The following is a 13,246-nucleotide window of genomic DNA, read 5'->3' as shown; positions in this document are numbered from 1 at the left end:
AACTTTGCGGGCAGTTATACAAGCCTTACAGGATGTTTTAAAATTCATATACTTACCACTTTATATGTAACAAAAGAGGGACACTGTATCAGGATCATTAACTTTTACGCTTAACGCACAAATTTATGAGACACATAACCGCCTTTCTCCGGTCTTATTTCGTACAATACTTACAATTAATTTTCAGGTATGAAAACGATGTACTCAAGACAATCAGGCAAAGCTCTTTTTCCATTTATTATTACGCTACTTTTGATATTTAGCGTTTACTTATATTTACCGTCAAGCCATGGTGAACAAGCCGACTTATCTAAAATGTCTACTCAGGTATCTGCGCATACGGTGACATCACAAGAAAACGCGGTAATGATAGAAGCTATTGGTAGTGCACGTGCTAACCAAGCTGTTTATATTAAAAGTGCCCAAAACGATTATGTCACAGATATTTACTTTAAAGACGGTGACTTAGTTAGTAAAGGCCAAAAATTAGTGCAACTACAAAGTAAGCAAGAACAACTTGCAGTTAAAGAGCTTGGCATTAATTTACAAGAAGAGAAACGTCAACTCAACCGCTTAACCGAACTTTCACGCTCGCAATCAACGGCAAAGTCATTACTTGAAGAACAATTATCTCGTGTTGATGCCACTGAAGCTCAACTAGAAAGCGCTAAAACAAAGTTAAATGAAATGACTATTACCGCGCCATTTTCAGGCCTGTTAGGTAAGCGTGAAATATCAGTTGGCGCCTACGTAAGCAACACAACAATAATCACCACACTTGATGATATTAGTATTATTAAAGTTGACTTCAAAGTACCTGAAAAATATTTAGCACAATTAAACATAGGTATGAAAGTACTTACCCAAAACGATGCCTACCCAGGGCAGACATTTAACGGCAAGGTAACGCATATTAGCTCGCGTATTGATTCGGTAACACGCAGTGTTGAAGTAACTGCAAGTTTTGCTAATAAATCAGGATTACTTCGCCCTGGTATGTTACTAAATACAGCACTTGAGCTAAGCAGTAACCAAGCTTTAATGGTGCCAGAAAAAGCGGTTATCCCTTTACAAGACAAACACTTTGTTTTTCAAATTCAAGACGGAGTAGCCAATAAAGTTGAAGTACATGTTGCTGGCAGAAATAATGGCTGGGTTGCTATCGATGAAGGTTTAAATGATGGCGAGCAAATTGTTACTGAAGGGCTAATAAAAATTCGCTCTGGTAGTAAAGTAAGCGTAAAGGGGTAATACGTGAAAATTACTGATACTAGCGTTAAACGCCCCGTTTTTGCCATAGTAATTAATTTACTACTTCTTACTTTTGGTCTGGTTGCATTTACTATGCTGCCACTTCGTGAGTACCCTGATATTGAAACGCCAATAGTAAATATCAGCACTGAATACACAGGAGCTTCTGCCGAAATTATAGAAACAAAAATAACGCAAATAATAGAAAATCGAATTTCCGGTATTGAAGGCATTAAAAGTATAAACTCATCTAGTCGTAATGGGCGTTCAAACATTACCATTGAGTTTGATATTAACCGCGATATAGATGCCGCATCTAACGATGTACGTGAACGTGTAGCACGTGCACTTGATAGTTTGCCTGATCAGGTACGCCCACCAGAAGTGTCAAAATCAAATAGTGATGAAAGCCCAATCGCATGGTTTGTATTAAACAGCGAAACAATGGACTCGTTACAGCTCTCTGATTATGCGCAGCGTTTTATTGTTGACCGCTTAGCCGTTGTAGATGGTGTATCTAACGTGCGTATTGGTGGTGAGCGCCAATACGCCATGAAAATTTGGCTAAACCGCCAAGCAATGGCTGCACGCGGTATTACCTCAAGCGATATTGAAAATACACTGCGTACAGAAAACGTTGAATTACCTGCCGGCGAAATAGAATCAATAGATCGCGACTTTACCGTGCGTACCGCACGTAGTTATAAAGATCAGCGCGATTTTAAAAACCTTGTTATTAAACGTGGTGAAGAAGGTTATTTAGTGCGTTTAGGTGAAGTTGCCGACGTAAAATTAGAAGCTGCCGATGACGAAAGCTTATTTCGTGGTAACGGGCGCAACATGATTGGCCTAGGAATTGTAAAACAAGCTAAAGCAAACACGCTTACCGTAGTAGATAACGCACGCAGTGAACTTGAAAAAATAAAACGTAACCTACCTGAAGGTACAACAATTCAAGACAGCTACGATTCGTCTGTATTTATTAAAGAATCAATTAATGAAGTTTACAGCACACTTGCCATCTCTATGGGTTTAGTCGTACTCGTTATATTTTTGTTTTTAGGCAATATACGAGCAACGCTTATTCCTGCGGTTACCGTACCGGTCGCACTTGTTGGTAGCTTTATGTTTTTATTAGCAATGGGCTACTCAATCAACTTACTAACTTTACTTGCCTTAGTACTGGCTATTGGTTTAGTAGTAGATGATGCCATTGTAATGCTTGAAAACATTCACCGTCGTATTGAACTAGGTGAGCCGCCATTACTAGCTGCATATAGAGGTGCGCGTGAAGTTGGTTTTGCCATTGTCGCAACCACGCTTGTACTAATATCGGTGTTTGTGCCATTGGTGTTTATGGATGGCCGTATAGGGGCATTATTTACTGAGTTTGCAATGGCGGTAAGTGCTGCCGTATTTTTCTCAAGTGTTACAGCGCTGACTCTCGCTCCAGCCTTGTGTTCTAAAGTACTTAAAGTATCAGACAAACCAAATAAATTTAGTCAATGGATGGACCACCAGTTTACTAAAATTGAAGTAAGTTACCGTAATTCACTCTCCACCAACATAACCCGTAAATGGGGTTTAATGGTGAGCTTATTATTAGCGGGCTTTGTTAGTTACTCGTTGTTTTTACAAGTTCCCTCTGAGCTAACGCCAAAAGAAGATCGTGGCACATTCTTTATCATGATGAGCGGCCCAGAAGGCGCAAGTTACGAAAATAACGCCGCTAATATGGCTAAAATTGAAGAGCGTTTAATGCCTTACTCGCAAGCGGGTGAGCTAAGTCGCGTACTTGTTCGAGTGCCTGGCTGGGGTGGCAGCGGCGGTGTTGCGATTGTTGGTATGGCCGATTGGGATAAGCGCAAACGCTCAACGTGGGAAGTAATGGATGAAATAAGCGGTAAAATGCAAGAAGTTACCGATGTTCGTGCATTTGCCATTATGCGCCGTGGTATTGGTGGTGGTGGCTCATCTCGCCCAATTGAGTTTGTACTGCAAGGTAATGATTACGCTCAACTAGCCGATTGGCGTGACCGTATAATTAAGCGTGCTGAACAAAACCCAGGTTTAGTAAGAATCGATCATGATTATAAAGAAACCTTCCCGCAGTTTTTAGTCAGCATAGATAAAAACAAAGCTGCCGATTTAGGCGTTTCGGTATCTGATGTAGGCCGTACACTAGAAACAATGCTTGGCCAGCGCCGTGTTACAACCTTTATTGACCGTGGTGAAGAATACGATGTAATTTTAAAAGGGACTAAAGAAGACTTTACTAACCCTACTGACATTTCAAATATATACCTTAAATCACGAAGCGGTGAACTAGTCCCACTTGATAGCCTTATCAGCTTAAAAGAAGAAGCAACCGCATCGCGCTTAAACCGATATAACCGTATGCGCGCAATTACATTAAGTGCCAACTTAGCCGACGGTTATACGCTTGAGCAAGCGCTTAACTTTTTAAACGAAGTAGCCGCGCAAGAAAACGATATAGATGGCGCCGTAGATTACAAAGGCGAGTCGCAGCTTTATTACGAAGGCGCATCAGCGATGACCTACGTATTTATACTTGCACTCACCGTTACCTTTTTAGTACTGGCAGCGCAGTTTGAAAGCTTTATGCATCCGTTCGTCATTATGCTTACCGTACCACTTGGTTTAATGGGCGCTATGTTCGGACTTTGGGCTACAGGACTTACTTTAAATATTTACAGTCAAATAGGTATTGTCATGCTCATAGGGCTAAGTGCTAAAAACGGTATTTTGATTGTAGAATTTACTAACCAACTGCGCGATAAAGGCGTTGAATTTAGTGAAGCTATTTTGCAAGCAGCAACTCAGCGTTTGCGCCCTATTATTATGACCTCGCTGACTACGGTTATGAGTTCGGTACCTTTAGTACTTGCTTCAGGTCCGGGCGCTGAAAGCCGTATGGTGATAGGTGTAGTCGTGTTTACTGGGGTTATTGTATCGACCCTACTAACTCTTTTTGTTGTACCTGCTGCATATTATGCACTTGCACGTAACACTCAATCACCTGAGTTTTTACAGCAAAAATTAGACAAACAAGCTGCTGAAAAACCTTTCGAAGAGATCTAGCCTCTTAATTGCGCCGTAACCTTGTTGTTGCGGCGCATACAATTTATGCTCGCTTTTAAAACCCCATATACATTTTAGGAATACTTATGAGCTCAACAAAGCAAGTAGCAACATTTGGTGGCGGCTGTTTTTGGTGTATAGATGCTGCATTTAGACGTGTAAATGGCGTACTAACCGTAAGCTCTGGCTACACCGGCGGTGAAACAAATAACCCAACATATGATTCTGTATGCTCAGGCACAACCGGTCACGCTGAGGTTGTTAAAATTGAATTTGACGCGACTGTAGTTAGCTTTGAAACACTCTTAGCAATGTTTTTCATACTGCATGATGCAACACAATTGAATCGCCAAGGTAACGATATAGGCACACAATATAGAAGTGTGGTTTACTATCACGATGAAGCTCAACTTAAGCAAACCAACGAAATGATAGCTCAACTGCAAAGCCATGTTGCTGAGCCAATTGTGACAGAAGTCAGCCCTGCCACTACGTATTACCCAGCAGAGCATTATCACCAAGATTACTATAACGAAAATCCACAGCAGGGTTACTGTAGTATTTTAATAGCACCTAAATTACATAAGTTTGAAACCGTATTTAAAGAGTTCTTAGCTGACTAGCTAATTTTAGTAGTTAAACTTAGCTAAACATTAAAAAGCCCGACATATGTCGGGCTTTTTAATATTAATAAATACCGTTAAAACTGGTAGCTTGCGCCTGCAAAAAAGCGACGCTCTGGCGTGTTGTAGTAATACACTTCACCCGTTGTAAAATCAGCGTTTGAATCAACAGCGTTATACTCTTTATCAAATAAGTTTTCTACACGAAGCGAAACTTCAATATGTTCATTTACTTGATAATTACCCGCCAAGTTCCAAAGTGTATAAGAGCCTAAGCGAGTCACAGCACCTTGTCGGTCGCTACGGTATTGCATGTCTAAGCTTGCGTCAAACGCACCAAACTGTTTTGCAAGTTCCCAGTTAAAAGTACGTTTAGCAACATTACGCAACTCTGCGCCCGTTTCTTCGTCTTCAGCGCTTAAGTAAGCAAAGTTAAGGTTGCTATCAAAACCAAAAAACTGCTGAGATAAGCTAAATTCAACCCCTTCGTAGCGTGCTTCATTTAAGTTGATAGGAAAAAAGTTAGAATCTAAAGATATCTTATCTTCAATATCATTTCTAAAAATAGCAACGTCAATACTTGCTATATCAAAATCTACATTTAACCCAATCTCTTGATTTAATGATTTCTCAGGCTCTAAATCAGGATTAGATGAAGGTGGAAAACCAGGGAAAGCCGGAAAGTATAAATCGTTAAATGTAGGTGCTTTAAAACCAGTGCTTTGGCTTATGCGGAACGTGGCGTCTTCAGATAAATGATAACCCGCAGCAGCTGTATATGTTGTTTCGTCGCCAAATTGTTCATCATCGTCTTGGCGAATTGTTAAATTAGCTAACACTTTTTCAGCATTGTAATAAGCCCCAACAAATACTGCTAATACATCACGCTCTTGCATATCATACTGCGTTGAACTGTGCGATACATCATCGTTGTACCAGTTAACACCACCGCTAATATTAAGCTTTTCAGATAATATATATTGACCGTTATAATCAAATTGCACACGTTTCGTTATAAAATCATTTACACCAAATGCTGAGGTATCGTGAGAATCATCTGTTGAAAGCGCTAAATCAATACTATGCGTTTGGTTAGTGTAGTTTTTACTCCAACCTGCAGAAAGCTGATAGTTTTTAAAATCACCTGTTTCTATAGTACTTGTGGCTGGACTAAAGCGACTGTCGTAATCTGCATAGCCTTCACTGTATTGGCCTAATAACTTAAAGTCGCCGTAATGTGCATCGGTGTAATTTACTTTAAAACCAAGGTTTTTATTTTCATAGCCATCTTCATCTGGTGCTACGCCTTGCAGTGCATCAAAGTTATCTGTTTTTTCAAAGCCTGCATTAAATGCTGTTGTTATATCGCCTGATTTTACAGAGCCCGCAACTTGATAATTTTGATAAGAGTCAGAACCAAATGTAGCGCTTAGGGATAAGTTATCTGACTCACGCGTAATAATATTAATAACACCAGCGAGTGCATCAGAGCCATAAACAGCCGCGCGAGAGCCTTTAATAATTTCTATGCGTTCAATACTATTTAGAGGGACATTATTTAGTGCTTTTTGACCTAGTGTTGCTGAGCCTGTACGTACACCGTCAATTAAAATCAACGTATCGCCAGAGCCCGTACCACGAAGTGACACACCTGTATTTTGACCAAAACCACCGTTTGGATTAACTTGAAAACCCACTCGCGTGCTTAAAAGTGTAGGTAAATCGCGTACGTTACTTGCTTCTATTTCAGCACGTTCAATAACATTTACACTCGCTAAAACGTCGTTAATTGATTGCTCAAACTTATTAGCTGTAACGGTTATTTTTTCAATTGATTGCTCTGCACCAGACACAGAAAATGAAAGCGCAGCAGAAATTGCAACGCCTAGAGTTGTTTTGTTTAACATGATGTCCCCTACCTTTGCCCACCGCAAAGATTTAAGTAAGTAAGATTGCATCAAGGCCGGTCTCCGGACTCAGTAAGCATATAAAACATGCAATACTTTACCGTTGCGGGGGCAGTGTTGGGCTTGTAGTCATCATGAAAACGCACCAACTTCCCGATTATCCTGCTAAAAAAATCATTACATGAAGTGGCTAGCAAGCACCTTGAAAATATGCCGCTATTGTGGGTATTTTGTTTATAAATGTCAATGGACGTCTATACAGCTAAAGATAGGTTCATCTATGATAAATACGAAAAATAACCTCACAAAAAAAGCCAAACATTGCTGCTTAGCTTTTATTAATACATTTTACACACTCGTTAGCTAGGTTCTAGCTGGTGTAATTTAGTCGCGAAAGTTTTTAAACTGAAAAGGCTGACCTAGCTCAGCGCTACGCACTACTTGCATAGCCTCTTGAAGATCGTCACGCTTTTTACCAGTAACGCGTACTTCTTCGCCTTGAATAGCGGCTTGAACTTTAACTTTAGAGTCTTTAATGGCCTTAACTACTTTTTTAGCCATGTCTTTTTCGATACCTTGCTTTAAGCCAACGTTACGAAATACATTTTTACCTGCACGAGTAATATCTTGAAGCTCTAAGCTTGATACATCCATACCACGCTTAGAGATTTTGTTTGCCAAAATATCAAACAATTGCATAACTTGAGAATCAGCTTCAGCTTTTAATTTAATTGTTTTGTCATTTAATTCAATAGATGCATCAACACCTCTAAAATCAAAACGGGTCTCTAGCTCACGGTTGGCGTTATCAACCGCATTTTTAGCTTCGTTCATTTCTACTTCAGATACAATATCAAATGAAGGCATTGGTTTCTCCTAACTATTTAATCTTAATTTTATGTGGCAATTATAACGCTAAAATTATAATTCTTTACATTTTTCTGCATCTTGTTCAGGTGCGATACTAAATTAGTTTGATATACTGCGGTCTCTTTTTTAAGCGATTTTAGGATTTGTCGTGACAAGGCGTGTTTACCAAGCAATTTTTTTAATTAGCATTGTGGCTTTTACCCTTTTATTTGCTAAAGAAATAAAAGGTGGCGTTGTAAATTTATTCCCTCATGTTGATAAAGTCGCCCATTTTGGGGTTTTTTTTATACTAGCCATAATAATGGATAAAGCGTTTAAACTTCCTTTATATGCGCAAATACTTTTATTGGCAGGCTATGGCGCATCTATAGAAATAATGCAAGACGCACTCCCGTATAGGCAGGCATCACTCGGTGATTTTTTTGCTGATTTTGCAGGTGCTGCAAGCTACTTTTTACTTAGAGTAATTTTTACATCTCGAAAAAAGAACCCATATGGCTAATATTTTAATCGTTGGCGATGGTGCTATTGGCTTATTACTTAGCCACTTTTTAAGCGCATCGCATAATGTCAGTGTTTTAACTCGTAAAAGCCCAACAAATACCCGCTTTTATAGTCGAGGTAAAGGGACCTCTAAAAAAATTGACGCTCAATTTATTTCATTAAATCAGCTAAATAAAGCTGCTGAATTTGATGTTGTTTTATTTACTGTTAAAGCTTTTCAAGTACTTGATGCGTTTTCACAAATAAAGCCATTTTTACCAATTCATTGCTCTATTGTACTTTCGCATAACGGAATGGGTAATGTTGATGAGGTAAATAGCCAACTAAACACCCATCAAGCACTCTACTTTTTAACGACAAGCATAGCGGGCTTTAAATCAAACCAATATATTGTGCAACACACTGGTGAAGGACAAAGCGTTATTGGTGGCTGTAATGAGCTAGCACTTCAAAATAGTGCGCCAATAGCTGATATTTTTAAAGTAATACCCAACCTAACATTTACTAATAACATTCAGCAGCTTCGTTTTGAAAAACTACTCGTAAATATTGCCATTAACCCATTAAGCGCTTTAAGTAATGTAAGAAATGGCGAATTACGTGCACCTAAGTACAATACAATAATTTTTAATGCACTCACTGAAGCATGTAATATTGCAAAGGCTCAAGGGCTTAATGTTCCATTAATTAAAGCACTTAATACCGCTTATAAAATAATGGAGTTAACCGCAAATAATTACTCCTCAATGCAGCAAGATCTAGCGTATAACAGAGAAACTGAAATCTCAGCTATATGCGGCTATATTAGCCAACAAGGTAAACTCCACAACATTAAAACACCTTACAACGATGAGTTGTTTGTCAAAATTCAGGCAAAAAAAAGCGTGGTATAAACCACGCTTACATAAACTTTTAACTTTACGGGCGATAAACTTTTACAGTTTCGAAGCCCTGTTCGTGCAGCATAAGTGCCTGTAGTTGGCTCATTACGCCTCTGTCACAATATAAATAGTAGTCGGTATCTTTTGGTAAATCACCAAACTTAGTCGCCAGACGAAAGAACGGTAAATGCACCACTTCAACACCGTCGATTTCTAGCGGTGCAGCTTCTTCTTCTTCTGGTGAGCGAATATCAACTACCACAGAGCCTACAGGTAAATCAGCAACCGATTCCGCTTCTTTAAGTTCTTGTTTGGCTTCAACGTCAATATCACGCACATCCATTATACGTGCGTTGTTTACAACGGTATCAAGTACATCAAAGTCGAACTTTTCTTCTTCACCAAGAATAACGTCTATTTTGGCTTTAACTGTTGGCTTTTTAGAAATAACACCACAGTATTCAGGCATTGTTTCTGCCATTTCAGCCGTACCAATTTGGCGAGCAATATTAATAATTTCTTGCTTATCGTGTTGAATAAGCGGACGTAAAATAAGCGTTTCAGTAACACGGTCAATCACGCTTAAATTCGCTAATGTTTGACTAGATACTTGGCCAATACTTTCACCAGTGACAAGTGCCTGAATGTTTAACTTGTCGGCAACTACACTCCCTGCGCGCATCATCATACGTTTAAGTACAACACCCATTTGGCTGTTTTCAACGTTTTCTAAAATTTCAGCAACAACAGGTTCAAAATCAACCGTTACAAATTTAACTTTATGTGTAGAGCTGTATTTTTTCCATAAGTAGTAACTTGCTTGCTTAACACCAATTTCGTGCGCTGCGCCACCTAGGTTAAAGAATAAAAAGTGTGTACGTGCACCTTTACGAATCATTTGATAACTTGCTACGCCAGAGTCAAAACCACCTGACATAAGAGAAAGCACGTCTTCTTGCGTTGGTAGTGGAAAACCAGCCATACCAAAATGCGTTTGCGAAACAATGTAAGCTTTGTCGTCTTTTACTTCTAAACGTATTGTTACTTCTGGACGGCTAAGTTTAACGCTTGCGCCTTCAATATGTTGATTCAATCCACCACCAACATAACGCTCTAAATCAGTTGAGGTAAAGTCATGTTGACCTATACGCTTAGCACGAACACAAAAGGTTTTACCTATAATTGTATGCCCAACTAACGCTATTGTTTTTTGGTAAATATCATCAAGAGTTTCGAATTGTGTTTCGGTTACTTCAATAAATTGAACGATGCCAGGTATGCGTTTAAGGCTATCGATAAAATCTAAACGAACTTGCGCATCTTCAAGCTTTGTAACAACTGAAATATTATCCCAGTTATTTCTAACTTGTACTTTTTCGTCAACACGGCGCAATACAATTTTAATGTTATTTTCTAACACTTTAGTAAAGCGTTTACGGACTGAACGGCTTTTAATGGCTATTTCAGGATGTAGTTTGACGATAAATTTAAGCATAGTTCACTCTTAGACTGCGGGAATTCGCGCTCCCAGGCATTTGGCGCGCGATTATAGCAAAAAATTCAGCGTCTAGGAAACAGCCAATGATTAGCGATTAGGCAACAGTTTGCGCGTGTTGTGCTAATTCGGTGTATTTTTCGCGTAGCAGGTTCATTTTATCGATACTTTTATCAGTACTATACGCTCTAAACAATGTAAGTACTTTTAAAATACCGTGATATATATCTTGCTCAGCAAGGGTACCGCTTGGCCTGCGGGCTTTTATATAAGGCGTCCAAAAGCTAACCGTTAGCTTAAGCGTATGGGCTAAATCAATGACATCTTGCTCATCAATTGCAATCATTTCACTGTCGCGAAGCCCCAGTATAATTTTTCGCACTTGTTCTAATAATTCGAGTTGGAAATCAATGTAAGCTTGCTTCAAATCAGCGTCTCTGGCGAGTATATCGCCGAGGTTGTCGTAAAAAAAATGATAGCGCCACATCAATTCAAACAACGAATCTAAATAAGCTGTTAAGTGGTTAAATGCATCGTCATTTTTGTTGATAGGTTTAAATTGCGTACTTAAATGATCGCGATATAACGCAAATATATGACGAATAATGTCTTCTTTATTTTTAAAATGGTAGTAAAGATTACCGGGGCTCATCCCTAAATGCGACGCTATATGATTGGTTGATATTGCACGCTCACCTTGCTCATTAAATAACGAAATACTGGTGTGTATTATTTTATCCTTGGTATTCATACGCTAATACTCTAATTATCTTATGCACTACATTACACTAAAAATAGACCACGCAGTATAAACAAATATTATCGATTAAAACACACTTACTCCTTAACCATCATTAGGAACTGAATAAATAATCTATTTGGGCAAAGCTGATTTGTGCCCTAAACACTGTTAAACTAACGCTAAAATAATAACTAGTGAATATTATGAACGTTACTGCAATTTACCCAGGCACTTTTGATCCGCTTACCAATGGGCACACAGACTTGATTCATCGTGCTGCAAAAATGTTTGATACCGTATTAGTTGCTGTTGCCCACAACCCAAGTAAAAAACCCTGCTTTACCCTAGAAGAACGTGTTGAACTTGCTAATACCATTTTGAGTCATTTGGGTAATGTTAAAGTTATCGGATTTTCAGGCTTGCTGGCTGACCTTGCGCGCGATCATAATGCTAATGTGCTTATTCGTGGTATTAGGGCTGTATCTGATTTCGATTATGAATTTCAGCTCGCAAATATGAACCGTCGCCTAAACCCCGATTTAGAAAGTGTATTTTTAACGCCCGCAGAGCGAAATTCATTTATTTCATCAACACTCGTTAAAGAAGTAGCACGTCACAATGGTGATGTAAGCGAGTTTGTGGACCCTGTAATTGTCAAAGCGCTAAAAACTAAATTGGGCTGTGGTGCCCAATAGTAATTTACTGCGTTAGCGCATAACCCGTATGCGCTAATTTAGCTTTGATATAGATGATGTCTTTAATTTTTTAATTAACCAAACCAGCTTCAGTAAGTCTTTATTGATAATTAATATTAGTGCCATCGTAATATCAATAATAGGCACAGGGCGGGATCACACTTTGTAAATAAACAAATTTTATGATCTAATACCATAAATTTCATCACCTTAAACTTATTATGTCACTCTTCTCACATTTAGAACTCGTCAAAGATAATCGTTCACATATAAATCAGCACCATAACTTAGTTGATGTGCTTTTTCTTATTATTACTGCCGTTACATCAGGGTGTGAAAACTGGCAAGACATTGAAGTCTATGGCGAAAGTAAGCTTAATTGGTTAAGAGGATTTCGTTCTTTCAAAAATGGCATACCCACTCGACATAGTATTGCTCGGATTTTTAGAACCGTTGATACTGACTCATTACTACTCGCGATGTATAGCTGGGTCAATCAAAACCGCGTTAAATCAGCGCATCCTGTCATTGCCTTCGATGGCAAAACTATTCGCGGAGCAAGTAAACACATTGCTGATAAATTACACCTCGTCTCAGCATTTGATTGTGAGGCAGGTCTCACATTATTCCACCAAACAGTTGGCAGTAAGACGAATGAAATACCGGCAGTTCGGGATTTATTGAAAATACTCGATATCAATAACACCGTCATTACACTTGATGCTTTGCACTGCCAAAAAGAAACGCTAAAACAGCTAATTAGCAGACATGCAGATTATCTAGTGCAAGCAAAGGGTAATCAAAAGAAACTTTATAGCGCGATTCAAGATGCATTTACACACCAGTATGAATCTGAAAACTCAGAGATACTTAGTCATGTAACACAAGATGAAGGGCATGGGCGAAAAGAAGTACGCACGATAGATTGTCTTGATGCGCGTTTATTACCGAGTGAAATTAAAGAGAGCTGGCCATCAGTTAGAACAATCGTTGCGGTGCAGCGAGAGCGAACGAAGGGTAATAGAACGAGTATTGACACACATTACTACCTAACATCGTTGACAGACAATATATTGATAAGTAAAGCAATAAGACAACATTGGCTGATAGAAAATCAGCAACACTGGATACTGGATGTCGTATTTAAAGAAGATGCCTGTCAAATACATGAGCCTT

The 13,246-nt window shown here is 38.9% G+C and carries 10 protein-coding genes, 1 pseudogene and 1 riboswitch; of the genes and pseudogenes, 7 read left to right on the top strand and 4 right to left on the bottom strand.

Annotated elements, in window-relative coordinates; translation table 11 throughout:
• Positions 1 to 198: 198 nt before the first annotated feature.
• From AC0VZ4_RS04240 to msrA, 3 genes are all read left to right on the top strand, one after another.
• Positions 199 to 1,251, top strand: a complete 1,053-nt coding sequence (locus AC0VZ4_RS04240; RefSeq protein ID WP_475440994.1) for an efflux RND transporter periplasmic adaptor subunit — start codon at positions 199 to 201, stop codon at positions 1,249 to 1,251.
• A 3-nt stretch (positions 1,252 to 1,254) separates the two neighbouring features.
• A complete protein-coding gene (locus tag AC0VZ4_RS04235; protein ID WP_475440993.1) occupies positions 1,255 to 4,353 on the top strand; it encodes an efflux RND transporter permease subunit in 3,099 nt (1,032 codons plus the stop codon).
• An 86-nt stretch (positions 4,354 to 4,439) separates the two neighbouring features.
• Positions 4,440 to 4,976, top strand: a complete 537-nt coding sequence (gene msrA / locus AC0VZ4_RS04230; RefSeq protein ID WP_337119949.1) for a peptide-methionine (S)-S-oxide reductase MsrA — start codon at positions 4,440 to 4,442, stop codon at positions 4,974 to 4,976.
• Between the two features lie 77 nt (positions 4,977 to 5,053).
• On the opposite strand, the gene AC0VZ4_RS04225 is transcribed toward msrA, so the two are convergent.
• Together AC0VZ4_RS04225 and AC0VZ4_RS04220 are read right to left on the bottom strand one after the other, a co-directional pair.
• On the bottom strand, positions 5,054 to 6,883 hold the full coding sequence (locus AC0VZ4_RS04225) for a TonB-dependent receptor domain-containing protein (protein ID WP_475440992.1): 1,830 nt from the start codon (positions 6,881 to 6,883) through the stop codon (positions 5,054 to 5,056).
• Positions 6,884 to 6,920: 37 nt separating this feature from the next.
• A riboswitch (cobalamin riboswitch) is annotated at positions 6,921 to 7,103 on the bottom strand.
• Positions 7,104 to 7,267: 164 nt separating this feature from the next.
• Positions 7,268 to 7,750, bottom strand: coding sequence for a YajQ family cyclic di-GMP-binding protein (locus tag AC0VZ4_RS04220; protein ID WP_007377833.1), 483 nt, complete (start codon positions 7,748 to 7,750; stop codon positions 7,268 to 7,270).
• A gap of 151 nt (positions 7,751 to 7,901) precedes the next feature.
• Here AC0VZ4_RS04220 and AC0VZ4_RS04215 point away from each other — a divergent pair, with 151 nt between their 5' ends.
• Together AC0VZ4_RS04215 and AC0VZ4_RS04210 are read left to right on the top strand one after the other, a co-directional pair.
• Positions 7,902 to 8,255, top strand: coding sequence for a VanZ family protein (locus AC0VZ4_RS04215; RefSeq protein ID WP_475440991.1), 354 nt, complete (start codon positions 7,902 to 7,904; stop codon positions 8,253 to 8,255).
• A complete protein-coding gene (locus AC0VZ4_RS04210) occupies positions 8,248 to 9,150 on the top strand; it encodes a ketopantoate reductase family protein (RefSeq protein ID WP_475440990.1) in 903 nt (300 codons plus the stop codon). The genes AC0VZ4_RS04215 and AC0VZ4_RS04210 overlap by 8 nt, the downstream gene beginning before the upstream one ends.
• 25 nt (positions 9,151 to 9,175) lie before the next feature.
• On the opposite strand, the gene thiI is transcribed toward AC0VZ4_RS04210, so the two are convergent.
• Both thiI and AC0VZ4_RS04200 read right to left on the bottom strand, forming a co-directional pair.
• Positions 9,176 to 10,633 (bottom strand): tRNA uracil 4-sulfurtransferase ThiI, encoded by a 1,458-nt coding sequence (gene thiI / locus AC0VZ4_RS04205; RefSeq protein WP_008134855.1) that lies wholly within the window; start codon positions 10,631 to 10,633, stop codon positions 9,176 to 9,178.
• Between the two features lie 97 nt (positions 10,634 to 10,730).
• Complete coding sequence (locus tag AC0VZ4_RS04200; protein WP_007377837.1) at positions 10,731 to 11,384, bottom strand: TetR/AcrR family transcriptional regulator; 654 nt, start codon at positions 11,382 to 11,384, stop codon at positions 10,731 to 10,733.
• Positions 11,385 to 11,578: 194 nt separating this feature from the next.
• On the opposite strand from AC0VZ4_RS04200, the gene coaD reads away from it, so the two are divergent.
• Entirely contained in the window at positions 11,579 to 12,070 is a 492-nt protein-coding gene (coaD, locus tag AC0VZ4_RS04195) for a pantetheine-phosphate adenylyltransferase (RefSeq protein WP_007377838.1), read from the top strand.
• 221 nt (positions 12,071 to 12,291) lie between these two features.
• A pseudogene (locus AC0VZ4_RS04190) lies at positions 12,292 to 13,245 on the top strand (ISAs1-like element ISPsesp1 family transposase); the annotation flags it as partial.
• Between the last annotated feature and the right edge of the window lies 1 nt (position 13,246).

It is taken from the genome of Pseudoalteromonas sp. QJM3NY_22 (assembly GCF_056173065.1).
The sequence above is the reverse complement of the archived record's forward strand: the minus strand, read 5'-3'. Positions and strand labels throughout refer to the sequence as shown.

What these genes read in the sequence shown, in the direction of transcription:
- AC0VZ4_RS04220 (WP_007377833.1), bottom strand. Translation starts at nt 7,750, where the DNA reads ATGCCTTCATTTGATATTGTATCTGAAGTAGAAATGAACGAAGCTAAA.
- thiI (WP_008134855.1), bottom strand. Translation starts at nt 10,633, where the DNA reads ATGCTTAAATTTATCGTCAAACTACATCCTGAAATAGCCATTAAAAGC.
- AC0VZ4_RS04240 (WP_475440994.1), top strand. Translation starts at nt 199, where the DNA reads ATGTACTCAAGACAATCAGGCAAAGCTCTTTTTCCATTTATTATTACG.
- AC0VZ4_RS04200 (WP_007377837.1), bottom strand. Translation starts at nt 11,384, where the DNA reads ATGAATACCAAGGATAAAATAATACACACCAGTATTTCGTTATTTAAT.
- coaD (WP_007377838.1), top strand. Translation starts at nt 11,579, where the DNA reads ATGAACGTTACTGCAATTTACCCAGGCACTTTTGATCCGCTTACCAAT.
- AC0VZ4_RS04210 (WP_475440990.1), top strand. Translation starts at nt 8,248, where the DNA reads ATGGCTAATATTTTAATCGTTGGCGATGGTGCTATTGGCTTATTACTT.
- msrA (WP_337119949.1), top strand. Translation starts at nt 4,440, where the DNA reads ATGAGCTCAACAAAGCAAGTAGCAACATTTGGTGGCGGCTGTTTTTGG.
- AC0VZ4_RS04225 (WP_475440992.1), bottom strand. Translation starts at nt 6,883, where the DNA reads ATGTTAAACAAAACAACTCTAGGCGTTGCAATTTCTGCTGCGCTTTCA.